This is a genomic window from Streptomyces sp. DH24, assembly GCF_029813775.1.
In the GTDB taxonomy this organism is placed as follows: domain Bacteria; phylum Actinomycetota; class Actinomycetes; order Streptomycetales; family Streptomycetaceae; genus Streptomyces.
In genome coordinates this window covers 121,540-146,756 of the sequence record NZ_JARVKW010000011.1, presented here as the reverse complement: position 1 = coordinate 146,756, position 25,217 = coordinate 121,540, and the positions used below count along the sequence as shown (strand labels likewise).

Genomic DNA, 25,217 nt, shown 5'->3' with positions numbered 1-25,217 from the left:
GTACAACACATCTCAACGTGTCGCAGGATCAAGGGAGATCGCGTCATGGCGCAGACGACCGGGGCCGGACTGCCGAAGGGGTTCCGGGACGCCGCACAGGGCTGGCCCGAACTGCACCGCATACCGCACCCGCCGCGCCGGCTCCCGCTGCTCGGCGACGTGCTGGGCGCGAGCCGGCGCACTCCCCTGCAGGACTCCCTGCGGTTCGCGCGGCAGCTCGGGCCGATCTTCCGGCGCAGCGCCTTCGGCAAGGAGTTCGTGTTCGTGTGGGGCGCCGGGCTCGTCGCGGACCTCGCGGACGAGACCCGGTTCGCCAAGCACGTCGGGCTCGGCATCGCCAACCTGCGGCCGGTCGCCGGGGACGGCCTGTTCACGGCGTACAACCACGAGCCCAACTGGCAGCTCGCGCACGACATCCTGGCACCGGGGTTCAGCCGGGAGGCCATGGCCGGATACCACCCGATGATGCTGTCCGTCGCCGGACGGCTCATGGACCACTGGGACCGGGCAGCGGCGGCCGGCGGCTCCGTGGACGTGCCCGGCGACATGACGAAGCTGACCCTGGAGACCATCGCCCGCACCGGCTTCGGGCACGACTTCGGCTCCTTCGAGCGGGCCCGGCCGCACCCCTTCGTCACCGCCATGGTGGGCACCCTCGGCTACGCGCAGCGCCTCAACAGCGTGCCGTCGCCGCTGGCCCCGCTGCTGCTGCGCCGCGCGAGCCGCCGCAACGCGGCCGACATCGCCCACCTCAACAGCACCGTCGACGACCTGGTCCGCGAGCGCCGCGCCCGGGGCGGCGGGGAGGGCGACCTGCTCGACCGGATGCTGGCCACCGCCCACCCCGAAACCGGCGAGCGGCTCTCGGCGCGGAACGTGCGCCGGCAGGTCATCACCTTCCTCGTGGCGGGCCACGAGACCACCTCCGGCGCGCTCTCCTTCGCGCTGCACCACCTCTCCCGGCACCCCGAGGCCGCCGCCCGCGCCCGCGCCGAGGTGGACCGCGTCTGGGGCGACACCCCGGCACCGGGCTACGAGCAGGTCGCGAAACTGCGGTACGTGCGCCGGGTGCTGGACGAGTCGCTGCGGCTGTGGCCGACCGCGCCGGCCTTCGCCCGGGAGGCGCGCGAGGACACGGTGCTGGCGGGCGAGCACCCGATGCGGCGCGGCGCGTGGACACTGGTGCTGACGCCGATGCTGCACCGGGACCCCGAGGTGTGGGGCGCGGACGCCGAGGCGTTCGACCCGGACCGCTTCGACGCCAAGGCCGTGCGCGCCCGGCCGCCGCACGCCTTCAAGCCGTTCGGGACGGGCGCCCGGGCCTGCATCGGACGGCAGTTCGCACTGCACGAGGCCACCCTGGTGCTCGGCCTGCTGCTGCGCCGCTACGAGCTGCGGGCCGACCCGGACTACCGGCTGCGGGTCACCGAACGCCTGACGCTGATGCCCGAGGGACTGCGGCTGCACCCCGAACGGCGTTCCCCGGCACGGGCGTCGGACGAGGCCCAGGGCGCCGGTACGCACCGGTGAACGCCCGTGCTCAGCAGGACGGCGCGGGCCACGGCGCGCAGTTGGCCGCGGTGCACCTCGAACCGCCGCGCGGGCGGCGTGCTGTCGGTCACTGGCTCCTCGCCTCTTCCCCCTCCCCGCCGCCCCGCCGCCCCGCCGTCACTGCCGTGGGAACAGCTCGAAGGACACGGCGGGCCTGCCGCCGAACCGTTCCCCGGTCTGCTCCGCGAACGACGTCAAAAAACCCCTGACGTACGTCTCGGGGTCCTCGTCGGTCAACGCCTCGATGTACGTGCGGTGTTCGAGCAGTGAGCGCACCGCCCGCTCCATGCCGGGCGTGGCGTCCACCGCGTGGGTCGGCGAGGGGGAACCGGCGACGGCGACCCAGCGGACGCCGTCCCAGGGTTCGAGGCCCTGCTCGGTCAGCTCGGGGAAGATCCACCGGTTCCCGGCGTCCGCGGCGGCGTCCAGCGTGGCGCGGCCGACGGCCACGTGGTCCGGGGTGTTCCAGGCGACGCCGCCCCAGGTGTCCCGGTGGTTGAGGGTGATCACCAGCTCGGGCCGGTGCCTGCGGATCGCGGCGGCGATGTCGCGGCGCAGCCCGGTGCCGTACTCGACGACGCCGTCCCGGTGGTCCAGGAACTCCACCCGCGACACGCCCACGACGGCCGCGCTCGCCCGCTGCTCCCGCTCCCGCAGCGGGCCGCACCGCGCCGGCTCCAGGGTGTCGATGCCCGCCTCGCCGCGGGTCGCGAGCACGTAGGCGACCTCCCGGCCGCCGTCCGTCCAGGCGGCGACGGCCGCGGCGCAGCCGTACTCGAGGTCGTCCGGATGCGCCACGACGGCGAGGGCCCGCCGCCAGTCGTCGGGCATGGGCTGGAGCTGAGTGGTGATCGGCTCGGTCATGCCCGAAGACTATGGCGGGACGGGCCCGGTCACACCTCGTTTCGGGCCAGGGCGAGGAGCCGGCCCAGCACGCGCGGTCCCGCGGCGCGCACCCCGTCGTGCTCGAACTCGTCCGTGACCCAGGTGCGCAGTCCGCGGATCGCCCGGGCCGTGGCGAGGGAGTGGGCGGTGTCGACGTACATGTCGTCGTGGTAGACGGCCGCCGCGACCGGCACCTCGTTGGCGGCGAGGCGCGCGGGGTCGTACAGGGGCCGCCAGTCGGTGCGGGCGGCGAGGGCGTCGGCGGTCTCGCGCAGCGGGCGCAGCGCCGGGTCGCAGTCGAACATCCAGGGGTGCACGCTCTCGCCGGTGAACGGCAGCGGCTCGTCGCCCGCGAGCGCCTTGGCGGCGTCGAACCGCGGGAACTCGGCGCGGACCCGCTCGGCCGCCCAGGCGGTGGGCCGCGCGTCCTGGGCGTAGATCGCCTCGTGGACGAGCGCGTACAGGGGGTGGCTCGCGTACGACAGCTGGGCCCGGACCTGTTCGAGGAAGGCGTCGGAGAGGGCCGGGCCGGCCGGGGTGCGGACGAAGGCGTCCTCCAGGAGGTGGTGCAGGCGGTGCGTGCCGTCGCCGGTGCCGAGGAGGATGCCGAGGGACTGGAAGCCCTCGGCGGTGAGCCGGTGGCCGCCGGGCAGGACCACGTCGTGGGTGAGGAGGTGGTCGGCGATGCGCCGGGCCCGTTCGACGTCCTGCGGGTAGCGGGCGTAGTGCGCGGCGACCTTGCGCTCGACGCGCGGGTACGCCGCCCGGTAGACGTCGTCGGCGTGGGCGTCGAGGGAGGGCAGGCCGCCGGTGATCAGCACGGTGCTCAGGCCCTCGGGGGCGAGCGACAGGTAGGTCACGGCGCAGAAGCCGCCGAAGCTCTGGCCGAGGACGGTCCAGGGGGCGCCGCCGGTGACCTCGCGGCGGATCAGCTCGCAGTCCCGGACGATGGAGTCGGCGCGGAAGTGCGTGAGGTGGTCGGCCTGTTCGGCGGGGCCGCCGCGCAGCGGGAGCGTCTGGCGGTTGGCGGGCGTGGAGTGGCCGGTGCCGCGCTGGTCGAGGAGGAGGACGCGGTACTCGTCGAGGGCGCGGCCGAGCCAGGCCTGCTTGCCGATGAACCGGTTCGCCCCGAAGCCCGGGCCGCCCTGGAGGTACAGCAGCCACGGCAGGTCCCGGTCCGCCTTGTCGCTCGCGACGACCTCGCGGGCGTACAGCTCGATCGTCTCCCCGGCCGGGTCGTCGTGGTCGAGGGGCACGGTGAACCGGCGGTCGGTCAGGACGACTCCGGGCTGGCGGTAGCTGACGGTCAACGGGGCTCCCGGGACGGACGGTTTTCACGGACCGTGTCCCAGTTCAGCACACAGCCTCGCGGTCCTCGCCCCCAGGGATCGTGAAGTCCTGAAGTCCTGTGGAACGCGTCAGCGGGCGGACAGGCTGGAGCGGCGGACCACCAGCTCCGGCCGGAGCACCACCCGGCGGTGCTCGTGAGGGGTGGCCGCGCCCTCCGACTCGGTCTCCTCCAGCAGCAGCTCGGCGGCCATGGCGCCCATGGTGACGGCGGGCTGGCGGACGGAGGTGAGCGGGACGGCCGCGGCGGCGGCGAACTCGATGTCGTCGTAGCCGACGATGGCGAGGTCGTCGGGGACACCGACGCCGGCCGCGTACATGGCCTGCAGCACGCCGAGGGCGAGCAGGTCGTTGGCGCAGAACACGGCCGTCGGCCGGTCCGCGAGGCCCAGCAGGCGGGCGCCGGCGTCGCGGCCCGCGGCGACGTCGAGGCGCTCGGTGGGCAGCTCGCGCAGCGCGTCGGGCCCGAGACCGGCCTCGGCGAGCGCGTTCAGGGCGCCGATGCGGCGGTCGCGCACCTGGTTCAGTCCGGGCGGGCCGCTGACGTAGGCGATGGAGCGGTGTCCGGCGTCCACCAGGTGGCGGACGGCGAGCGCGCCGCCCGCCACGTCGTCGACGGAGACGGAGCACTCGGTGGCGCCCTCGGCGACCCGGTCCACGAGGACGAACGGGATGCCGTGCCGGCGGAACGCGGCGATGTTCCGGCCGGTGGCCTCGGCCGGGGTGAGCAGCACGCCCCGCACCCGCTGCTCCGCGAACAGCGACAGGTACTCGGCCTCCTCCCCGGCGTTCTGGGCGCTGTTGCAGACCATCACGCCGAGCCCGGCCTCCCGGGCGGCCCGTTCGGCGCCGCGGGCCACGTCCACGAAGAACGGGTTGCCCATGTCGAGGACGAGCAGGCCCATGATCCGGCTGCGGCCCGCGCGGAGCTGCCGCGCGGACTCGCTGCGGACGTAGCCCAGCCGGTCGATCGCGGACAGCACGCGCGCCCGGGTCTCGGTGGCGACGGTGTCCGGGCGGTTGATCACGTTGGAGACCGTGCCCACGGAGACTCCGGCGGCGCGGGCGACGTCCTTGATACCCACCGACTGGGCCATCGGGCAGGGACCTCCAGGTCGAGCTGGGAAGCGAGGGGCGGCCGGAAGGCCTTCACATTACCGTCATGCCGCCCGGGAAAGGCACGGTCAGGCGGGCAGCCGGAAGTCCACGACGTGCAGCGGCGAAGGGGTGGTGCCGCTGGACCGCTCCTGGTACATCACCGACAGCACGCCGTCCTGGGCGACGCGGGTCTCGTCGACCACGACCTCCCCGAAGGCGTTCAGACCGGCGCCGTCGTACAGCAGCCGCCAGTCGGTGTGCCCGGAGGCCGCGGACGCGCCGGCGATGCGGCCGTACGGGAAGACCGCGTAGGCGTTGTCGTGGCGGTCCAGGATCAGTTTGGTGCGCTGGCTGGAGTTGAGCGGGACCGGGATCTCCGTCTTCTGCCAGCCGCCGGAGGCGTTGCGGCGGAGGTGGAAGGCGCGGCCGTTCGCGGTGCGGTCGGCGACGTAGTTCGTCGTGCACTGCCCGAAGCGGCCCGGGACGTAGCTGATGATCGCGTGGGGCCGGCCCGCCGAGTCGGTGAACTGGCTCTCCTGGTTCATCAGGGAGTGGTCCGGGTTCAGCGGGTCGACGACGAGCCCGGCGTCGTCGACGGACACCTTGTCGGCGCCGCCCGTGACCGCGACGACGGTTCCGGCGGCGTTGCGCCAGGTGCGGCCCCGGTCGTCGGAGTACACGTAGCCGGTGTCGTGGTTGGTGATGCCGCCGCTGTGGCACATGACCGCGCTGTTCTGCTCGCGCCAGGTGAAGAAGGCGTGCAGCCGGCCGGCGCGGTCGTAGTCGATGCCGTGCAGGTACATGTTGCGGGCGGTCGAGGAGCCGTGCTCGCTCGTGTACGTGCCGGTGGAGCCGGTCCACTCCCCCAGCGCGGTCCAGCGGGTGCCGTCGTACTCGGCCAGCGCGTTGCGGCCGTTGCCGGACACGCCGGCGCGGTAGCTGAGCTGGAGCCTGCCCTCGGGGGTGGCGACGAACTGCGGGTAGGTGAACTGCGTGGTGAGCGCGAGACCGTCCAGGGTGGACTGCGGGGCGCCGAAGCGGCTCGCGGTCCAGCTCAGGCCCGTGGGGTTGTCCAGGAGCCCGGCGGCGGACTTGACGTAGGTGAAGCCGTCGCTGTGCGAGTCCATGCTGAGGTGCAGGCGGCCGTCGGTACGGGACACGCCCATGGAGATGACGTTGTGCGAGTCGTCGTAGCGCAGGGTGTGCCCGACCCTGACGGTCTGCCAGGTGCTCGCGCCCAGCGCGCGGCGGGCGACGACGGCGTTGCGGTCGGCGGTGTACCAGGCCGCGTACTGGTGGCCCTTGTGGGTCAGCAGGCCGTTCTTCTGGAAGGAGTTGTTGTTGACCAGTCCGTCGTAGGACACGAAGTAGATCGCCCGGCTGTCGAGCGTGGTGCGCGCGATGCGGGTGACCGAGGGGCCGGGTCCCGCGGCCCGGGCGGTGCCGGCGCCGGCGACGGTGGCGAGGGCCGTGCCGGCCAGCAGTGTGCGTCGTCTCATCGGAGCCCCTTGTCAGGCGAGGTGGAACACTTCGGTGAGCGGTTTCATGGCCTCGTCCGGGCGGGTGCCGTCGAGGGCCTCGAAGAACGGCGCCATCTCGGCCTGCCAGCGGGCGTTGACCTCGGTGGCCTCCATGCCGGCCTTCGCGGCCTCGAAGTCCTCGGTCTCCAGGTAGCCGACGAGGAGGCCGTCGTCGCGCAGGAAGAGCGAGTAGTTGTGCCAGCCGGTGGCGGAGAGCGCCGCGCGCATCTCCGGCCACACGGCGGCGTGCCGTGCGCGGTACTCGGCGATCCGGTCCTCGCGGACCTTGAGCAGGAAACAGACGCGCTGCATGAAGTACCGCTCCTTGGCGGGAAGTCGGGACGGGTCGACGGGGCCACGGGGCCCGGGGCGTGGGTCAGAAGTCGAAGCGGTCGATGTTCTTCGCGTCGAACACGGTCGGCTTGCCGAGGCTGATCACCCCGTCCTTGCCGATGGTGTACTCGCCCATGCCGCCGGCCGTGAAGGTCTCGCCCTCCTTGCCGGTGATCTGCCCGGAGACCAGGGCGACGGCGGTGCGCGCGGCGAGTTCGCCGAGCCTGGCCGGGTCCCACAGCTCGAACGCCTCGACCGTGCCGTTCTTCACGTACTTGCGCATGTCGTTGGGGGTGCCGAGGCCGGTCAGCTTGACCTTGCCCTTGTACTTGGAGCCCGACAGGTACTGGGCGGCGGCCTTGATGCCGACCGTGGTCGGGGAGACGATCCCCTTCAGTTGCGGGTGTTCCTGGAGCAGGCCCTGGGTCTGCTGGAAGGACTTCTGGGCGTCGTCGTCGCCGTAGGCGACCTTGACGAGCTTCATGTCCTTGTACTTGGGGTCCTTGAGCTCGTCCTTCATGAACTCGATCCAGGCGTTCTGGTTCGTCGCGGTCTGCGCGGCGGACAGGATCGCGATCTCGCCCCGGTAGCCGATCTGTTCGGCGAGCAGCTGGATCTGGGTGCGCCCCAGGTCCTCCGAAGAGGCCTGCGACACGAAGGCGTTGCGGCACTCCGGCTTGGTGTCGGAGTCGTAGGTGACGACCTTGATGTCGTTGCTCATCGCCTGCTTGAGCGCGGTGCACAGGGCGCCGGGGTCCTGCGCGGAGACGGCCATCGCGTCGACCTGCTGCTGCGTGAGCGTGTTGACGTAGGACACCTGGCCCGAGGTGTCGGTGCCGCTGGAGGGGCCGACCTCCTTGAACGTGGACCCGAGTTCCTTCAGGGCCTTCTCGCCGCCCTTGTCGGCGGTGGTGAAGTACGGGTTGTTGACCTGCTTGGGCAGGAAGCCGACGGTCAGGCCCTTCTTCAGTGCCGCGTTCGGGTCGGCCTTGCCGCCCGAGGCGTTCGCGGCGCTCTCCTTGCCGACGTCCTCCTTGGTGGTGCCGCCGCAGGCGGTCGCGGCGAGGGCGAGGGAGGTGACGGCGGCGAGGGCCGCACAAGTGCGGCGGAGGGACGACTTGCGCATGACGGGGGTTCCTTGTCGACGAGGCGGGTGGAAGCGCCCGTGAGGGCGCGGGGCTGGTGCGGTGTGCTGCCGTGCGGACGGGCTCAGCCGGGGGCCTGGGCTCTGCGGCCGGCCCGCGCCACGGCGATCTGGCGGGCCACCCGCGGACCGAGCACGGAGAGCACGAGCAGCACCCCCGTGACGACGATCTGCGACTGCGCGGAGACGTCCCGCAGGCTCATCACGTTCTGCAGGGCGCCCAGCAGGAACACCCCGGCGATCGCGCCGCCGAGCGTGCCCTTGCCCCCGTCGAAGTCGATGCCGCCCAGCAGCACCGCGGCGACGACGGACAGTTCGAGGCCGGTGGCGTTGTCGTAGCGGGCGCTGGCGTAGTGCAGGGCCCAGAAGACGCCGGTGAGGGAGGCCATCAGGCCGGTCAGTGTGAACAGGATCAGCTTCTGCCGCCTGACGCGGATGCCGGCGAACCGCGCCGCCTCCTCGCTGGCGCCGATCGCGAACAGCGACCGCCCGAACGGGGTGGCGTGCAGGGCGACGACGGCGACGGCGAGCAGCGCCAGGAAGGGCAGCAGCGCGTACGGGACGAAGGTGTCGCCGACGCGTCCGGACGCGAAGTCCAGGTAGGCGGCGGGGAAGTCGGTGACCGCGTCGGAGCCGAGCACGATCTGCGCGATGCCCCGGTAGGCGGCGAGGGTGCCGATGGTGACCGCGAGGGACGGCAGTCCGAGCCGGGTCACCAGCAGCCCGTTGACCAGACCGCAGACCACTCCGAGCAGCAGGCAGACCGGGATGATCGTCTCGATGGCCATGCCCTGGTTCCACAGGGCGCCCATGACGGCGCCCGACAGACCGGCCGTGGACGCCACCGACAGGTCGATCTCCCCGGACACCACGAGCATCGTCATGGGCAGGGCGACGAGCGCGATCGGCAGGGTGTTGCCGATCAGGAACGACAGGTTGAGCGCGTTGCCGAAGCCGTCGACGAAGCCGAAGGAGAACAGCAGGACCACGACGAGGAGGGCGCCGACGGCACCGTCCCACCTCGGCGAGGCGGACCGGCGGACGGCGCGCGCGAATGCGGAGTCAGCCATGGCGGGCGTTCCTCTTCTTCAGGGCGGCGGCCACGCGCACCGCGACGATCCGGTCGACCGCGATGGCGAGGATGAGCAGGATGCCGTTGATGGCGAGCACCCACACGGAGCTGACGCCGAGTGCGGGCAGCACGCTGTTGACGGACGTGAGCAGCAGCGCGCCGAGCGCGGCGCCGTAGACGCTGCCGGAGCCGCCGGTGAAGACGACGCCGCCGACCACGACCGCGCTGACGACCGTGAGTTCGTAGCCGGTGCCGGTGCCGGAGTCGACGTTGCCGAACCGGGCCAGGTACATCGCGCCGGCGAGGCCCGCGAGCGCGCCGCAGAAGGTGTACGCGGCGAGGATCCGCCTGCGGACCGGGATGCCCGCGAGCCGGGCGGCCTCGGGGTTGGAGCCCAGCGCGTACAGCTCGCGTCCGCTGCCGTAGTGCTTGAGGTAGTACGCGGTCGCCACCAGCACGGCGAGGGCGATCAGCGCCAGGTACGGCACCGCCGAGACGCCGCCGGAGCCGAAGTCCACGAATCCGCCGGGCAGGTCGGCCGCGGTGATCTGGCGGGAGCCGACCCAGATGGAGTCGATGCCGCGGATGATGTAGAGCGTGCCGAGGGTGACGACGAGCGCGGGTACCTGGCCGAGGCTGACCAGCAGGCCGTTGAGGAGGCCGAAGCCGACACCCGTCAGCACGGCGAGCAGGATGGCCGCGACGGAGTTGCCGCCGCCCTGGAGGTAGGTGCCGGCGGCGAAGGCGCTGATGCCGAGCGTGGAGCCGACCGACAGGTCGACGTTGCGGGTGATGACGACCAGGGACTGGCCGGTGGCGACCAGGACAAGGATGGTCGCGTTCAGCAGCAGGTCCTTGATGCCCTGCTCGGACAGGAACTCGCTGTTGCCGGCCTGGGTGACGGCGATCATCACCAGGAACACGACGCCGATGGCGAGTTCGCGCATTTTGAAGACGCGGTCGACGAGCCGGGTGCCGCCGGACTTGGGCACCTCGGCGACGGGGGCTTGGTCGGGAGCGGTCACCGTCATGCGGCGGCCCTCCCCGTGGCTGCGGCCATCACCGTTTCCTCGGTGGCTTCGGAGCGCGGGATCTCGGCGGCCAGCCGGCCCTCGTGCATCACCAGCACGCGGTCGGCCATGCCGAGGATCTCGGGCAGGTCGGAGGAGATCATCAGGACGGCCACGCCGTCGGCGGCGAGCTCGCTCAGCAGCCGGTGCACCTCGGCCTTGGTGCCGACGTCGATGCCGCGGGTCGGCTCGTCCACGATCAGCACCTCGGGGCGGGTCGCGAGCCACTTGGCGAGGACGACCTTCTGCTGGTTGCCGCCGGACAGCGTGGAGACTGCGTCGGCGATCCTGGCGTACTTGACGTGCAGCTTCACGGCCCAGTCGAGGGAGCGGCTGCGCTCGGCGGCGCGGTCCATCAGCCCGGCCCGCACGGTCGAGCGCAGTCCGGTGAGGCCGATGTTCCGCTCGATGGACATGTCCATCACGAGGCCCTGGGCGCGCCGGTCCTCGGGGACCAGGGCGAGTCCGGCGGCCATCGCGGTGGACGGGGCGCCGTTGACGAGGGCCTTGCCGTTCACCAGGACCTCGCCGGCGTCGTGGCGGTCGATGCCGAACACGGCACGGGCGACCTCGGTGCGGCCGGCGCCGACGAGTCCGGCGAGGCCGACGATCTCGCCGCGCCGCACGTCGAAGGAGACGTCGGTGAACACGCCCTCCCGTGTGAGCCGGCGCACGCTCAGGGCGACCTCGCCGGGGCTGACGTGCTGCTTGGGATACAGCTCGGCGAGGTCACGGCCGACCATGCGGCGCACGAGGTCGTCCTCGGTCATGCCGTCTAGGGGCTCGCTCGCGATCCGGGCGCCGTCGCGCAGGGTCGTGACCCGTGCGCACAGGGCGAAGATCTCCTCCAGGCGGTGGGAGATGAACAGCACCGCGGCGCCCTGCTCCCGCAGCGTGCGGACGACGCCGAAGAGGCGGGCCACCTCGCTGCCGGTGAGGGCGGCGGTCGGCTCGTCCATGATCAGGACGCGGGCGTCGAAGGACAGCGCCTTGGCGATCTCCACGATCTGCTGGTCGGCGATGGACAGGCCGCGCGCGGGCCGGTCGGGGTCGAGTTCGACACCGAGCCGCCGCATCAGGGCGAGGGTGGCCCCGTGGGTGGCCCGGTGGTCGATGCGGCCGAGGGCGCGCCGGGGCCGGCGGCCCATGAAGATGTTCTCGGCGATCGACAGGTCGGGGAAGAGCGTCGGCTCCTGGTAGATGACGGCGATGCCGGCGTCGCGCGCGTCGCCGGGGCCGTGGAAGACGACCGGCTCGCCGTCGAGCAGCACCTGGCCGGCGTCCGGCCTGTGCACCCCGGCGAGGGTCTTGATCAGGGTCGACTTTCCGGCGCCGTTCTCGCCTGCCAGGGCGTGCACCTCCCCGGGGAACAGCTCCAGGGAGACGTCCCGCAGGGCGCGGACCGCGCCGAAGGACTTGGAGACGTCCCTGAGCGCGAGAACCGGGGCCGGACCCGTGTCGGACGGGTGGGTCATGGGGGCTCCTCGACAACGCCGTCCGGGACGGCCGTCACGGCGTCGTGAAAGGTTTCAACTCGGTTGCCGGGACGTTAGGCAGCAGGGCCGCGTCACGTCAATGGGTCCGGGTCGAAAAAGTTTCGATAGGCCCACGTCTCATCCCCGTGACGACGACCGGTCTTGACCACAAGGCTTGACACCCCTTGGGCGGCCTCATAGTTTCCCATTCTGAATCGTTTCACCCATGGTCGTTACGACCCGACGTCACAGGAGCCCCGCAGTGACCGAGCTCAGCGCGGTGAAGGCCGCCCTCAAGACCCAGGCAGTAGAGACGCCGTCGTGGGCGTACGGGAACTCGGGGACCCGCTTCAAGGTGTTCGCGCAGCAGGGCGTGCCCCGCGACCCGTTCGAAAAACTGGCGGACGCCGCGAAGGTCCACGAGTTCACGGGCGTCGCCCCGACGGTCGCCCTGCACATCCCGTGGGACAGGGTCGAGGACTACGCGGCGCTCGCCGAGTACGCCAAGAAGCGCGGCGTGAAGCTGGGCGCGATCAACTCCAACACCTTCCAGGACGACGACTACAGGCTGGGCAGCATCTGCCACCCGGACGCGGCGGTGCGCCGCAAGGCCGTCGACCATCTGCTGGAGTGCGTCGACATCATGGACGCGACCGGTTCGACGGACCTGAAGCTGTGGTTCGCGGACGGCACGAACTATCCCGGCCAGGACGACATCCGCTCCCGGCAGGACCGGCTGGCCGAAGGCCTGGCCGAGGTCTACGAGCGGCTCGGCGACGGCCAGCGGATGCTGCTGGAGTACAAGTTCTTCGAGCCGGCGTTCTACTCGACCGACGTGCCCGACTGGGGCACGGCCTACGCGCACTGCCTGAAGCTGGGCCCGAAGGCGCAGGTCGTCGTGGACACGGGGCACCACGCGCCCGGCACGAACATCGAGTTCATCGTGGCCACGCTGCTGCGGGAGGGCAAGCTCGGCGGGTTCGACTTCAACTCGCGCTTCTACGCCGACGACGACCTGATGGTCGGTGCCGCCGACCCGTTCCAGCTGTTCCGGATCATGTACGAGGTGGTGCGCGGCGGCGGGTTCTCGCCTCAGGTCGCGTTCATGCTCGACCAGTGCCACAACATCGAGGCGAAGATCCCGGCGATCATCCGGTCGGTGATGAACGTGCAGGAGGCCACGGCGAAGGCGCTGCTCGTCGACCGGGACGCGCTGTCCGCCGCGCAGGCCTCCGGGGACGTGCTGGAGGCCAACGCCGTGCTGATGGACGCGTACAACACGGATGTGCGGCCGCTGCTCGCCGAGGTGCGCGAGGAGATGGGTCTCGACCCCGATCCCATGGGGGCGTACCGGCGGTGCGGGTGGGCCGAGAAGATCGTGGCCGAGCGGGTCGGCGGACAGCAGGCCGGATGGGGGGCGTAGGCGTCCCCGTGACCGGTGCGTGCCCGGCCGCGGGTCGCTCGTGGCTCGTCGCGCGGTTTTCCGCGCCCCTTCCGGGGCGCTGCCCAGTACGTCTCTCTCCCAAGGACTGAAGTCATGACCACCCATCCCGAAGCCGCCGCCCTCCTCGCCCGTTCGCACCGGCTCGGTGCCGACCCGCGGAACACCAACTACGCCGGCGGCAACGCGTCCGCGAAGGGCACCGACACCGACCCCGTGACGGGAGGTGACGTGGAACTGATGTGGGTCAAGGGGTCCGGGGGCGACCTCGGGACGCTCACCGAGGCGGGCCTGGCCGTGCTGCGGCTCGACCGGCTGCGGGCGCTGAAGGACGTCTACCCCGGCGTGGAGCACGAGGACGAGATGGTCGCCGCGTTCGACTACTGCCTGCACGGCAAGGGCGGCGCGGCCCCGTCCATCGACACCGCGATGCACGGTCTCGTCGAGGCCGCGCACGTCGACCACCTGCACCCGGACTCCGGGATCGCCCTGGCCTGCGCGGCGGACGGCGAGAAGCTGACCGCCGAGTGCTTCGGGGACTCGGTGGTGTGGGTGCCGTGGCGGCGGCCCGGTTTCCAGCTGGGGCTGGACATCGCCGCGGTGAAGGAGGCCAACCCGCGGGCCGTCGGCTGCGTCCTGGGCGGGCACGGCATCACCGCCTGGGGCGACACCTCCGAGGAGTGCGAGCGCAACTCGCTGCACATCATCCGTACCGCCGAGCGGTTCCTCGCCGAGCGGGGCAGGCCGGAGCCGTTCGGGCCGGTCATCGAGGGCTACGAGCCGCTGCCCGAGACCGAGCGCCGGGAGCGGGCCGCGGCGCTGGCGCCGTACGTCCGGGCCGTCGCCTCGCAGGACCGGCCGCAGGTCGGGCACTTCACCGACTCCGAGCCGGTCCTCGACTTCGTGGCGCGCGCCGAGCACCCGCGGCTGGCCGCGCTCGGCACGTCCTGCCCGGACCACTTCCTGCGGACCAAGGTCCGCCCGCTGGTGCTGGACCTGCCGCCGACGGCGCCGCTGGACGAGGCCGTCGCCCGCCTGAAGGAACTGCACGCCGCGTACCGCGAGGAGTACGCCGCCTACTACGAGCGGCACGCCGAGCCCGACTCCCCCGCGATGCGCGGCGCCGACCCGGCGATCGTGCTGATCCCGGGCGTCGGCATGTTCAGCTTCGGCAAGGACAAGCAGACCGCGCGGGTGGCCGGCGAGTTCTACGTCAACGCGATCAACGTGATGCGGGGCGCCGAGGCGGTCTCCACGTACGCGCCGATCGAGGAGTCGGAGAAGTTCCGCATCGAGTACTGGGCGCTGGAGGAGGCCAAGCTCCGGCGCATGCCCAAGCCGAAGCCGCTGGCGACGCGCGTCGCGCTGGTGACCGGCGCGGGCAGCGGGATCGGCCGGGCCATCGCGCAGCGACTCGTCGCGGAGGGCGCCTGCGTCGTCGTCGCGGACCTGAACGGCGAGAACGCCGCTGCCGTGGCCGAGGAGCTGGGCGGCCCGGACAAGGCCGTCGCCGTGACCGTGGACGTCACCTCCGAGGAGCAGATCCGCGCGGCGTTCCGGGCGGGCGTGCTGGCGTTCGGCGGTGTCGACCTCGTCGTGAACAACGCCGGGATCTCCATCTCCAAGCCGCTGCTGGAGACCTCAGCGAAGGACTGGGACCTCCAGCACGACATCATGGCGCGCGGTTCCTTCCTCGTCTCGCGCGAGGCGGCCCGCGTGATGACCGCGCAGGGCCTGGGCGGCGACATCGTCTACATCGCCTCCAAGAACGCGGTCTTCGCCGGCCCGAACAACATCGCCTACTCGGCCACCAAGGCCGACCAGGCCCACCAGGTGCGGCTGCTGGCCGCCGAGCTGGGCGAGCACGGCATCCGCGTCAACGGCGTCAACCCGGACGGCGTCGTGCGCGGCTCCGGGATCTTCGCGGGCGGCTGGGGCGCGCAGCGCGCCGCCGTGTACGGGGTGCCGGAGGAGAAGCTGGGCGAGTTCTACGCACAGCGCACCCTGCTCAAGCGCGAGGTGCTGCCGGAGCACGTGGCGAACGCCGTGTTCGCGCTGACCGGCGGCGAGTTGACGCACACCACCGGCCTGCACGTCCCGGTCGACGCCGGCGTCGCCGCCGCGTTCCTGCGGTGACGGGCGTGAAGTCGTACGCCGCGGTCGACCTCGGCGCGTCCAGCGGGCGTGTCATGGTCGGCCGCGCCGGCCCCGACACGCTGGAGCTGTCGGAGGCCCACCGCTTCCCGAACCGGCCCGTCCGGCTGCCCGAGGGGCTGCGCTGGGACGTCCTCGGGCTGTACGCGGGTGTCCTCGACGGGCTGCGGAGGGCCGGTGCCCTGGGCGGCGGGCGGCTCGACTCGGTCGGCATCGACAGCTGGGCGGTGGACTACGGGCTGCTGGACGCGGACGGGGCGCTGCTCGGCAACCCCGTGCACTACCGCGACGACCGCACCGAGGGCGTCGCTGAGAAGGTGTGGGCGACCGTGCCCGCTGCGGAGCTGTACGCGGCGACCGGTCTGCAGTACGCGCCGTTCAACACCCTGTACCAGCTGACGGCCGCCCGCGCCACGGCCCGGCTCGCGCAGGCCCGGCGGCTGTTGCTGGTGCCCGACCTGCTGACGTACTGGCTGACGGGCGAGCAGGGCACGGAGCTCACCAACGCCTCGACGACCCAGCTGATCGACCCGCGCACCCGTGACTGGGCGCACGGCGTCGCCGACCGGCTCGGGATCGACCTCGGCCTGTTCGCACCGCTCAGACAGCCCGGCGACGCGGCGGGTGAGCTGCGGCCGGAGGTGCTGGAGGAGACGGGGCTGACCGGCCCCGTGCCGGTGACGGCGGTCGGCTCGCACGACACGGCGTCCGCGGTGGCCGCCGTCCCCGCCGTGCGGGAGCGGTTCGCGTACATCTGCACCGGCACCTGGTCGCTGGTCGGCCTGGAGCTGGACGCGCCGGTGCTCACGGAGGAGAGCCGGGCCGCCAACTTCACCAACGAGCTGGGGCTGGACGGCACGGTCCGCTATCTGCGGAACATCATGGGCCTGTGGCTGCTCCAGGAGTGCGTACGGGCCTGGGGCGAGCCGGATCTCGGCGGGCTGCTGCTGGACGCGGCCAAGGTGCCGGCGCTGCGGTCCGTGGTGGACGCGGGCGACGCGGCGTTCCTCGCGCCCGGCCGGATGCCGGAGCGGATCGCCGGGGCCTGCCGGGCCTCCGGGCAGCCGGTGCCGCACTCCCCCGCCGAGGTCACCCGGTGCATCCTCGACTCCCTCGCCCTCGCGCACCGCAGGGCGGTCCAGGACGCGCAGCGGCTCGCCGGGCGGGAGGTCGACGTCGTGCACGTGGTGGGGGGCGGCACGCGCAACGCGCTGCTGTGCCAGCTCACCGCCGACGCCTGCGGGCTGCCGGTGGTGGCGGGTCCGACGGAGGCCGCCGCGCTGGGCAACGTGCTCGTTCAGGCCCGCGCCGACGGACTGGTCGGCGACCTCGGCGGGATGCGGGACCTGCTCACCCGGACCCAGCCGCTCACCCGGTACGAGCCGCGCGGCGGCACCGCGCGGTGGCGGGCCGCGCAGGCCCGGCTCGCCGGGTCGTGACGGGCCCTGCCCGGCCCCCGGGCCGGGACTAATCTGCACCCATCCGATGATCAACGACCAAGGAGCCGCGATGCGTGTCGCCCTGTTCCTGACCTGCGTCAACGACACGCTCTATCCGGACACCGGGCGCGCCGTGGTGAAACTGCTGACCAGACTGGGCGTCGAGGTCGACTTCCCGATGGCGCAGACCTGCTGCGGTCAGGCGCACTACAACACCGGGTACCGGCACGAGACCGAGCCGATGGCCCGGCACTTCGCCGAGGTGTTCGGCGGCTACGAGGCGATCGTGACGCCGTCCGGCTCCTGCGGGGCGATGGTGCGGGAGCTGTATCCGCGGATGGGCGAGCGGGCGCGGGCCGAGGGCCGGGGCGACTCGCTGGCCAGGACGCTGGCGCCCGTGGTCCCGAAGACGTACGAGCTGACGGAGTTCCTGGTGGACGTGCTGGGGGTGACCGACGTCGGCGCGTACTACCCGCACCGGGTGACCTACCACCCGACCTGTCACGGGCTGCGCGGTCTCGGACTGGGCGAGCGTCCGCGGCGGCTGCTGGAGGCCGTGGAGGGGCTGGAGCTGGTGGAGTTGCCGGGCGCCGAGGAGTGCTGCGGGTTCGGCGGCACCTTCGCCCTGAAGAACGCGGACGTCTCGGCGGCGATGGGCACCGACAAGGTGCGCAACGCCGAGTCGACCGGCGCCGACGTGCTGTGCGCCGCCGACAACTCGTGCCTCATGCACATCGGCGGGACGATGACCCGCCTCGGGACCGGCATGCGGCCGGTGCACCTGGCGGAGATCCTGGCGAGCACCAAGGAGGAACCGGCCCCATGAGTGGAACGTTCGTCGGCATGCCGGCCTTCCCGAAGGCCGCGCACGAGGCCGTCCACGACGCGACGCTGCGCGGCAACCTGCGGCACGCGACGCACACCATCCGCGCCAAGCGGGCGAACGCGGTCGCGGAGCTGTCCGACTGGGCGGCGCTGCGCGAGGCGGGCAAGCGGATCAAGGACCACACGCTCCGCCATCTCGACCAGTACCTCGTGCGGCTGGAGGAGACGGTGACGGCGGCCGGCGGCATCGTGCACTGGGCCGCCGACGCCGAGGAGGCCAACCGGATCGTCGCCGGCCTCGTCAAGGAGACCGGCGAGTCGGAGGTCGTCAAGGTCAAGTCGATGGCCACGCAGGAGATCGGCCTGAACGAGGCGCTGGAGGCCGAGGGCATCCGCGCCTACGAGACCGATCTCGCCGAGCTCATCGTGCAGTTGGGCAAGGACCGGCCCTCGCACATCCTGGTCCCGGCGATCCACCGCAACCGCGGTGAGATCCGCGACATCTTCCGCACCGAGATGGGTGAGTGGGGCCGGCCCGCCCCGGACGGCCTGACCGACACGCCCGCCGAACTCGCCGAGGCGGCCCGCCTGCACCTGCGGGAGAAGTTCCTGCGCGCCAAGGTCGGCGTCTCCGGCGCCAACTTCATGGTCGCCGAGACCGGCACGCTCGTCGTCGTGGAGTCCGAGGGCAACGGCCGGATGTGCCTGACGCTGCCCGAGACGCTGATCTCCGTGGTCGGCATCGAGAAGATCGTGCCGACCTGGCGGGACCTGGAGGTGTTCCTGCAGACCCTGCCCCGCTCCTCGACGGCCGAGCGCATGAACCCGTACACCTCGACGTGGACCGGCACCACCGACAGCGACGGCCCGCGCACCTTCCATCTGGTGCTGCTGGACAACGGCCGCACCGACACCCTCGCCGACGAGGTCGGCCGCCAGGCCCTGCGCTGCATCCGCTGCTCGGCCTGCCTCAACGTCTGCCCGGTGTACGAGCGGGCGGGCGGCCACGCCTACGGCTCGGTCTACCCGGGCCCCATCGGCGCGATCCTCAGCCCGCAACTGCGGGGCACGCAGAGCGAGATCGACGCCTCGCTGCCGTACGCCTCGTCCCTGTGCGGCGCCTGCTACGAGGTGTGCCCGGTCGCCATCGACATCCCCGAGGTGCTGGTGCACCTGCGGGAACGGGTCGTGCAGGGCGGGCAGGTCACGCGCGACGGGAACAAGGTCGTCCTGAAGCCCGCCAAGGGGCACGCGGCGGAGCGGGCCGCGATCAGGGCGGCCCGCTGGACACTCACCCGGCCGGGCGCGCTGCGCGCCGGTCAGCGCCTCGCCTCCCGGGGCCGCCGCCTCGTGCCGCGCACGCTGCCGGGCCCCGGCCGGGCGTGGACGGACTCCCGGGACGTTCCGGCGGTGCCCGCGGAGCCGTTCCGGGACTGGTGGCAGCGTACGGACGGTGGAAAGAAGGACGTGAAGTGAGCAGCAGGGAACGCATCCTGGGCCGGGTGCGGCGCGCGCTCGCGGACGTGCCGCGCGACGAGCCCTCGTACGAGCGGGCCGTGGACCGCGACTACCTGCGGGAGCACGGCGAGCGCACCGTGGCGGAGACGGCCGGTCTGCTCGCCGGGAACCTGGCGGACTACCGGGCGGTCGTGCACCGCTGCACGGCGGACGACCTGCCCGCGACGATCGCGGGGCTGCTGGCCGCGCGGGGCGCGCGGACGGTGCTCGTCCCGCCGGGCCTCGATCCCGCCTGGACGGCGGCGGCGGACGCCGAGCGGGTCCCGGACCGGGCGGAGAGCACGGCGGACGAACTCGACCGGGTGGACAGCGTGGTCACCGGGTGCGCGGTGGCGATCGCCGAGACCGGCACCATCGTGCTGGACGGCGGCCCGGACCAGGGCCGCCGCCGCATCAGTCTCGTCCCCGACCACCACATCTGCGTCGTACGGGTGCCGGACCAGGTGGTCTCCTCCGTCCCCCGGGCCCTCGAACGCCTCGACCCGGCCCGCCCGTTGACCTGGATCTCGGGGCCGTCGGCCACCAGCGACATCGAACTGGACCGGGTCGAGGGGGTGCACGGTCCGCGCACCCTGGAGGTGGTGCTGGTGAGCGGTCAGCCGAGCACGGACGTCACCTCGTAACGCCCGGACGGCAGACGGTACGTGGCCGTGCCGTCCGAAAATCCCGCCTGTCGGCGCAGCAGGGGCGCTCCGGCGCTGTTGGCCTTCTTGCCGGCCATGGTGATCCAGCGGGCGCCGTCCCAGCCGGAGACGCCGTCGGTGCTCATCAGGCCCGTCTCGAACAGGGCGGTCGGGGCGCCGGGGACCTCGTCGCCGTGCTCGTCCCACACCCTGACGGTCCAGTAGGAGCGGGTGGAGGCGCACAGGGCGCCGCCCGCGTAGCGGACCGCGACCGAGTCGGGGCGAGTCGACGCGTCCGCTGTCCCACACGTCGGCGCGGCGACCACGCAGCCGGTCGGGCGAGGAGGCCACCAGGATGCGGTATGCGGTCTGCCGTCGACCGCGTACCGGCGACTCCTGCGCCAGCCGAATCTCGGCCATGCGGCGTCCACGCCGAGCGGGTCGGTGCGGTGTTCCACGGTGAGGCCGGTCACCGCGGTGCGGTCCGAGGCCGGCGCCGCCGCTGCCGGGCCGCCCGAGGCGACACCGCCCGCGAGGGCGACCGGTACGACGCCGACGGCGGTGGTGAGCACCGCCCTGCGCCGTACGCCCCTGTTCCCCGTGCTGTCGACTCCGTCATTCATGCCGTGTCCCTTCGGCCGCTCGGGAGTTGTATCGATTCAGCTCGATCGCCGCCCGAAGCTCGTCGCAGACATGGCACCTGTCCATGGGTTGGGCAGTCCAATTGCCTTTCAGGTACCCACACTTCCGCCCAGTGAGCATGCGGCATTGAAACCGTTCAAAAACGGAATGGCCTCTTCTTCCCAGTGTTGGGCGGGGCCGTTCGCGGTCGCCGCAGCCGTGACGCTCCGAGGGGCGGGACCGCGACGCCCACGGCCGGGACCGCCGGGACCGCCGGCCCGGGGCGCGGCGGCGGGAGACGTCCGCGCCGCGTTCGTCCGGCGCGACCGTGGCGGATTCCTCGTGACAGCGGGGTGAACAAGCGCTTGGATAGCCCTCTGGGTATCGCGCCGACCTGGAGGCCCTGTTGCTGTTCACTTCCGTCGACGACGTCTCCGCGCGCCTGGCGGAGACCGGCTACCTCGCGTCGCCCGCCGTCGCCACCACCGTCTTCCTGGCCGACCGCCTCGGTAAGCCCTTGCTGGTGGAGGGACCCGCCGGCGTCGGCAAGACGGAACTCGCGAAGGCCGTCGCGCGGGTGGCCGACGCCCGCCTCGTCCGGCTCCAGTGCTACGAGGGCGTCGACGAGTCCCGCGCGCTCTACGAGTGGAACCACGCCAAGCAGTTGCTGCGCATCAGCGCGGGCCGCGACGAGACGTGGGACGAGGCCCGGACGGACATCTTCAGCGAGGAGTTCCTGCTCGCGCGCCCCCTGCTGACCGCGATTCGCGGCGACGACCCGAAGGTCCTCCTCATCGACGAGACCGACAAGGCGGACGTCGAGATCGAGGGCCTGCTGCTGGAGGTGCTCAGCGACTTCCAGGTCACCGTCCCGGAGCTCGGCACGATCACCGCCGCGCGCCGCCCGTTCGTCGTGCTGACCTCCAACGCGAGCCGTGAACTGTCGGAGGCGCTGCGCCGCCGCTGCCTGTTCCTCCACATCGGTTTCCCGGACGAGGAACTGGAGCGGCGGATCGTCCGGCTGAAGGTGCCGGGCCTGGACGAGGCGCTGGCCGCGTCGGTGGTCCGGGTGGTCGGCGCGCTGCGGGCCATGGACCTGCGGAAAGCGCCGTCGGTCGCCGAGACCGTCGACTGGGCGCGCACCCTGCTCGCGCTCGGCGCCGACCGGCTGGACGAGTCCGTGGTGCGCGACAGCCTCGGCGTGGTCCTCAAGCACCAGGACGACGTCCTCAAGGCCGCCGCCAAGCTCGACCTGGACGCCGTGTGACCGGGCCCGTGCCGGGTGATGTCGCCGAGCGGCTGACGTCGCTCGTCGGGGCGCTGCGCGCGCACGGCGTCCGCGTCGGCACGGGCGAGACGGTGGACGCGGCGCGCGCGGTGACGGCGCTGGGTCTGGCGGACCGCGAGCTGCTGCGGGAGGGGCTGGCCGCGACGCTGCTGCACACGCCGGACCAGCGGCGGGTGTTCGACCCGGTCTTCGACCTGTACTTCCCGCGGGGTGTCGGCGGCCCGGACGGCGAGCCGGCGGGCCGCGAGGAACTGCGGGACCGGCTCGCGGCGGCGCTCGCCGACGACGACCGGGCGCTGCTGGAGCGACTGGCCGCCGAGGCGGTCGACGGCTTCGGCGGCTACGGCTCCTCGCCGGGATCGGACGGCTGGTCGTCGTACCAGACCCTGGACCGGCTCCGGCCGCAGACGCTGCTGGCCCGCGTCCGCGACACGGTCCGGGCGGGGAACGCGAGCCCCGGGTTCACCGACCGGCTGCTGGAGGACGAGATCCGGCGGCGCATCGAGGCCTTCCGGCGGATGGTGGGCGCGGAGGCCCGCAGGCGGGTCGCCGAGCGGCGCGGCCGGGACGAGATCGCCCGGCGTGCGGTGGCACCGACTCCGGACCGGGTGGACTTCCTGCTCGCCGGAAAGGCCCATTTGGCGGAACTGCGCAGAACGGTCCAGCCGCTGGCCCGCAAGCTCGCGACCCGGCTCGCGGCACGCCGGCGGCGGGCGTCGCGCGGCTCCATCGACCTGCGGCGCACCCTGCGGGGGTCGCTGTCGACGGGCGGGGTGCCGATGCGTCCCGTGCTGCGCCGGCGTCGTCCGGCCCGGCCCGAACTGGTGCTGCTGTGTGACGTGTCCGGCTCGGTGTCCGGCTTCTCGGACTTCACGATGCTGCTGGTGCAGGCGCTGCACGACCAGTTCAGCAAGGTGCGGGTGTTCGCCTTCGTCAACCGGATCGACGAGGTGACCGGTCTCCTCGTGCACGGCACGGCCGACCCGGAAGGGCTCGGCGCCCGCATCCGGGCTGAGGCGACGCTGACGGGCCGGCACGGCAGCAGCGACTACGGCACGGCACTGGGCGAGTTCGCCGAGCGGTACGGCGCCGCCGTCGGCCCGCGCACCACGGTGTTCGTGCTGGGCGACGCCCGCACCAACCACAGCGACCCGAACCTGCCGGCCCTCCGGCAGATCGCCGAACGGGCCCGTCGCGTTTACTGGTTGAACCCGGAGCCGGGCTCCCTGTGGGGCACGGGAGACTCCGCCGCGCCCGACTACGCCGAACTGGTCGAGATGCACGAGTGCCGCAACGCGCGCCGGCTCGGCGCCCTGGTCTCCCGGCTGCTCCCGGTGTGAGCCGGCTGCCCCCCGGTGTGAGCCGGCTGCCCCCGGTGTCAGGGCTGTCGCGCCGTGATGGCCGGTGGGGGCCGCCCGGCCACGGCCGGGTGGCCCGGTCGCGCCCGGGCCGTGGTCGGCCCGGGCGCTGTTCGCTCACCTGCCGTCCCGGGGCATCACGCCTTCGCGTATTCCTGTGCCATGCCGCCCGCGAAGTCGTACACGATCACCTGTTCGTCGCTGACGACCCAGGCGTCGTGACCGGGCGCGCACACGAACACGTCACCGGGGCCGACCTCGCCCTCGGCGCCGTCGTCCATGCGGATGTGCAGGCGGCCCTGGACGACGTAGCCGTTGTGATGGACCTGGCAGCTCTCGGTGCCCGCGATCGGTGCCACGGACTCCGACCAGCGCCAGCCCGGCTCGAACGTGGCGACGGCGAAGTCCAGGCCCGACATGTGGACGGCCTCCAGGTGGCCGCTGGGGAAGTCCCGCCGCTCGTCGGGCTTGTCGAGCGTCTTCACCTCGAACATGACGCTCCTCCTTTCCGGCCGTGTTGGGTACGGCCGGGGGCCGGTCTCCGTCTGCCTGAGGTGGCCCGGCGGTAACCCTGCCCCACCACTTCATCCTCCGCCCGTCAACCCGGGACCGCCATACGGGGGACGGCGGCGGGGCCTGCGGGGCCGGGGGCGCCGGTCGCGGTCACGCGTCGGGGGCGCACAGCCGGGCGAAGCGTTCCGTGTCGATGTTGCCGCCGGACAGGATCACGCCGATTCGGCGCGGCGGCGGGCCCGCGCGACCGCTGAGCAGCGCGGCCAGCGGGGTGGCGCCGCTCGGCTCCAGGACGATCTTCAGGCGTTCGAAGGCGAAGCGCATGGCGGCGCGGATCTCGTCGTCCGACACGAGGGCGACGGCGTCGACGAGCCGCCGGTTGACGGAGAACGTCAGCTCGCCGGGGATGTGCAGGGCCTGGCCGTCGGCGATGGTGCGCGGGACGGGGATGCTGACGCGGTGGCCCGCCTCCAGCGAACGCTTGGTGTCGTCCCCGGCCTCGGGCTCGACGCCGATCACCCGGATGCCGGGGTGCAGTGCCTTGGCCGCCGTGGCGCTTCCGGCGATCAGCCCGCCGCCGCCGACCGGTGCGACGAGGGCGTCCAACTCGCCTGTTTCTTCGAGGAGTTCGAGGGCGGCGGTGCCCTGTCCGGCGATGACGTGCGGGTGTTCGTAGGGCGGGATGAGGGTGAGGCCGCGTTCGGCGGCGAGGGCCTCGGCGATGGCGACGCGGTCCCCGCTGTAGCGGTCGTAGGTGACGATCTCGGCGCCGTAGCCGGCGGTGGCGTCCCGCTTGGACGGCGGGGCGTCCTCGGGCATGACGATGACGGCGGCGCTGCCGAGTTCGCGGGCGGCCAGGGCGACGGCCTGGGCGTGGTTGCCGGACGAGTAGGCGGCGATGCCTCTGGTCAGTTGCTCCGGGGTCAGCCGGGAGGCCGCGTGGTAGGCGCCGCGGAACTTGAACGCGCCGACGCGCTGGAAGTTCTCGCACTTGAGGTGGACTTCGGCGCCGACGAGCGCGTCCAGGGTGCGGGAGCGCAGGACGGGGGTGCGGTGGGCGACGCCCTTGAGCCGGGCGGCCGCGGCACGGACGTCGTCGAGGGTGACGGGCGGGGTCGTGGTCGTCACGCGTGTCCTCCGGCAGTGGTGGTGTCGCTCGCCTTGGGGGTTCCCCGGACTGTTTTCCGGTCTGCTGTCCCGGTCGTTCTCCGGTCGGTTTCCTCGTCCTGCCCGGCGGTCCGCGCCCGGGCCAGGTAGCTGTAGGCGGAGGCGCGGGAGATGCCGAGCCGGGTCGCGACGTGCTCGACGGCGCGGCGTACGGCGAAGACACCGCGCGCGTCCAGGGCGCGGAACAGCTCCAGGCGCCGGTCGCGGTCGAGTTCCGCCCAGCTCCCGTCCTGGCGCGACCGGTGGGTGTCCACGATGGCGTCGACCACGGCGTCGATGTCGTCGCCGAAGGTGGTGACCGGCAGTTCGGCGGGGGCGGCGGCGACACCCGCGAGCGCGCCGAGCAGGTCGTGGGCGCGGGTGACGGCACCGACGTCGAGATTGACGCAGAGGGCGCCGAAGACGGTGCCCGTCGAGTCCCGCAGGACCATCGTGGACGACTTCACCGGGGTGCCGTCCTGCGTCCGCGTCAGGTAGTTGAGGTCGTCGCCCGCGTCGTCGCCGTGGGCCAGCACGCGCATGCCGATCTCGCTCATCGCGCCGCCCACGGCCCGCCCGGTGACCGAGCCGGCGACGGCGACCACGGACTGCTCGGGCCGGCGGTAGTCGTGCAGGACGACTTCGCAGACGGGGCCGAAGGTCGCCGCCAGCCCGTCGACGACGGGACGCAGGGCGGCGAGGATCGCGTCCCGCTCGCCGTCCACAGCACGTTCCACGTTCATCCCGTCCCCTGCCGCCCGCCCGACTGATCCTTAGACTACACGTCCAACGGCTG

21 protein-coding genes and 1 pseudogene are annotated in these 25,217 nt (G+C 72.8%); 9 read left to right on the top strand and 13 right to left on the bottom strand.

Annotated elements, in window-relative coordinates:
- Positions 1-45 precede the first annotated feature (45 nt).
- Positions 46-1,530 (top strand): cytochrome P450, encoded by a 1,485-nt coding sequence (locus QC282_RS11900; RefSeq protein WP_279549249.1) that lies wholly within the window; start codon positions 46-48, stop codon positions 1,528-1,530.
- A gap of 138 nt (positions 1,531-1,668) precedes the next feature.
- Here the strand turns inward: QC282_RS11900 and QC282_RS11895 are convergent, their stop codons facing one another.
- From QC282_RS11895 to QC282_RS11855, 9 genes are all read right to left on the bottom strand, one after another.
- On the bottom strand, positions 1,669-2,415 hold the full coding sequence (locus QC282_RS11895) for a PIG-L family deacetylase (RefSeq protein WP_279549248.1): 747 nt from the start codon (positions 2,413-2,415) through the stop codon (positions 1,669-1,671).
- A 29-nt stretch (positions 2,416-2,444) separates the two neighbouring features.
- Positions 2,445-3,746 (bottom strand): alpha/beta fold hydrolase, encoded by a 1,302-nt coding sequence (locus QC282_RS11890; protein ID WP_279549247.1) that lies wholly within the window; start codon positions 3,744-3,746, stop codon positions 2,445-2,447.
- Between the two features lie 108 nt (positions 3,747-3,854).
- Positions 3,855-4,880 (bottom strand): LacI family DNA-binding transcriptional regulator, encoded by a 1,026-nt coding sequence (locus QC282_RS11885; protein WP_279549246.1) that lies wholly within the window; start codon positions 4,878-4,880, stop codon positions 3,855-3,857.
- Between the two features lie 87 nt (positions 4,881-4,967).
- Positions 4,968-6,380, bottom strand: coding sequence for a BNR repeat-containing protein (locus tag QC282_RS11880; RefSeq protein ID WP_279549245.1), 1,413 nt, complete (start codon positions 6,378-6,380; stop codon positions 4,968-4,970).
- Positions 6,381-6,392: 12 nt separating this feature from the next.
- Positions 6,393-6,713 carry an L-rhamnose mutarotase gene (locus QC282_RS11875; RefSeq protein ID WP_279549244.1) on the bottom strand — a complete coding sequence of 107 codons (321 nt, stop codon included), beginning with the start codon at positions 6,711-6,713 and terminating at the stop codon, positions 6,393-6,395.
- Positions 6,714-6,777: 64 nt separating this feature from the next.
- On the bottom strand, positions 6,778-7,860 hold the full coding sequence (rhaS, locus tag QC282_RS11870) for a rhamnose ABC transporter substrate-binding protein (RefSeq protein WP_279549243.1): 1,083 nt from the start codon (positions 7,858-7,860) through the stop codon (positions 6,778-6,780).
- 83 nt (positions 7,861-7,943) lie between these two features.
- A complete protein-coding gene (locus tag QC282_RS11865) occupies positions 7,944-8,948 on the bottom strand; it encodes an ABC transporter permease (protein WP_279549242.1) in 1,005 nt (334 codons plus the stop codon).
- Entirely contained in the window at positions 8,941-9,981 is a 1,041-nt protein-coding gene (locus tag QC282_RS11860; RefSeq protein WP_279549241.1) for an ABC transporter permease, read from the bottom strand. Before QC282_RS11860 ends, QC282_RS11865 begins: the two co-directional genes overlap by 8 nt.
- Entirely contained in the window at positions 9,978-11,495 is a 1,518-nt protein-coding gene (locus QC282_RS11855) for a sugar ABC transporter ATP-binding protein (protein WP_279549240.1), read from the bottom strand. The genes QC282_RS11860 and QC282_RS11855 overlap by 4 nt, the downstream gene beginning before the upstream one ends.
- A 262-nt stretch (positions 11,496-11,757) precedes the next feature.
- On the opposite strand from QC282_RS11855, the gene rhaI reads away from it, so the two are divergent.
- From rhaI to QC282_RS11825, 6 genes are all read left to right on the top strand, one after another.
- Positions 11,758-12,918 (top strand): L-rhamnose isomerase, encoded by a 1,161-nt coding sequence (gene rhaI / locus QC282_RS11850; protein ID WP_279549239.1) that lies wholly within the window; start codon positions 11,758-11,760, stop codon positions 12,916-12,918.
- A 114-nt stretch (positions 12,919-13,032) separates the two neighbouring features.
- Entirely contained in the window at positions 13,033-15,072 is a 2,040-nt protein-coding gene (locus tag QC282_RS11845; RefSeq protein ID WP_279549238.1) for a bifunctional aldolase/short-chain dehydrogenase, read from the top strand.
- A 5-nt stretch (positions 15,073-15,077) separates the two neighbouring features.
- On the top strand, positions 15,078-16,529 hold the full coding sequence (locus QC282_RS11840; protein ID WP_279549237.1) for a rhamnulokinase: 1,452 nt from the start codon (positions 15,078-15,080) through the stop codon (positions 16,527-16,529).
- Positions 16,530-16,599: 70 nt separating this feature from the next.
- Positions 16,600-17,355: a (Fe-S)-binding protein gene (locus QC282_RS11835; protein WP_279549236.1), complete on the top strand. Its 756-nt coding sequence runs from the start codon at positions 16,600-16,602 to the stop codon at positions 17,353-17,355.
- A complete protein-coding gene (locus QC282_RS11830) occupies positions 17,352-18,830 on the top strand; it encodes a LutB/LldF family L-lactate oxidation iron-sulfur protein (RefSeq protein WP_279549235.1) in 1,479 nt (492 codons plus the stop codon). The genes QC282_RS11835 and QC282_RS11830 overlap by 4 nt, the downstream gene beginning before the upstream one ends.
- Positions 18,827-19,495, top strand: coding sequence for a lactate utilization protein C (locus tag QC282_RS11825; RefSeq protein WP_279549234.1), 669 nt, complete (start codon positions 18,827-18,829; stop codon positions 19,493-19,495). Before QC282_RS11830 ends, QC282_RS11825 begins: the two co-directional genes overlap by 4 nt.
- A 47-nt stretch (positions 19,496-19,542) precedes the next feature.
- On the opposite strand, the pseudogene QC282_RS11820 reads toward QC282_RS11825, so the two are convergent.
- A pseudogene (locus tag QC282_RS11820) lies at positions 19,543-20,118 on the bottom strand (alpha-L-rhamnosidase); the annotation flags it as partial.
- A 404-nt stretch (positions 20,119-20,522) separates the two neighbouring features.
- Between QC282_RS11820 and QC282_RS11815 the strand changes: the two are divergent.
- Complete coding sequence (locus QC282_RS11815; RefSeq protein WP_279549233.1) at positions 20,523-21,383, top strand: MoxR family ATPase; 861 nt, start codon at positions 20,523-20,525, stop codon at positions 21,381-21,383.
- Positions 21,380-22,744, top strand: coding sequence for a VWA domain-containing protein (locus QC282_RS11810; protein ID WP_279549232.1), 1,365 nt, complete (start codon positions 21,380-21,382; stop codon positions 22,742-22,744). Before QC282_RS11815 ends, QC282_RS11810 begins: the two co-directional genes overlap by 4 nt.
- Positions 22,745-22,899: 155 nt before the next feature.
- Here QC282_RS11810 and QC282_RS11805 read toward each other — a convergent pair whose 3' ends face one another.
- The 3 genes from QC282_RS11805 to QC282_RS11795 form a co-directional block, all read right to left on the bottom strand.
- Entirely contained in the window at positions 22,900-23,256 is a 357-nt protein-coding gene (locus QC282_RS11805; RefSeq protein ID WP_279549231.1) for a cupin domain-containing protein, read from the bottom strand.
- A gap of 169 nt (positions 23,257-23,425) precedes the next feature.
- The gene (locus QC282_RS11800) at positions 23,426-24,403 is read right to left on the bottom strand and encodes a pyridoxal-phosphate dependent enzyme (protein WP_279549230.1); all 978 of its coding nucleotides are present in this window, start codon (positions 24,401-24,403) and stop codon (positions 23,426-23,428) included.
- Entirely contained in the window at positions 24,400-25,164 is a 765-nt protein-coding gene (locus QC282_RS11795) for a transcriptional regulator (protein WP_279549229.1), read from the bottom strand. The genes QC282_RS11800 and QC282_RS11795 overlap by 4 nt, the downstream gene beginning before the upstream one ends.
- Positions 25,165-25,217: the final 53 nt, after the last annotated feature.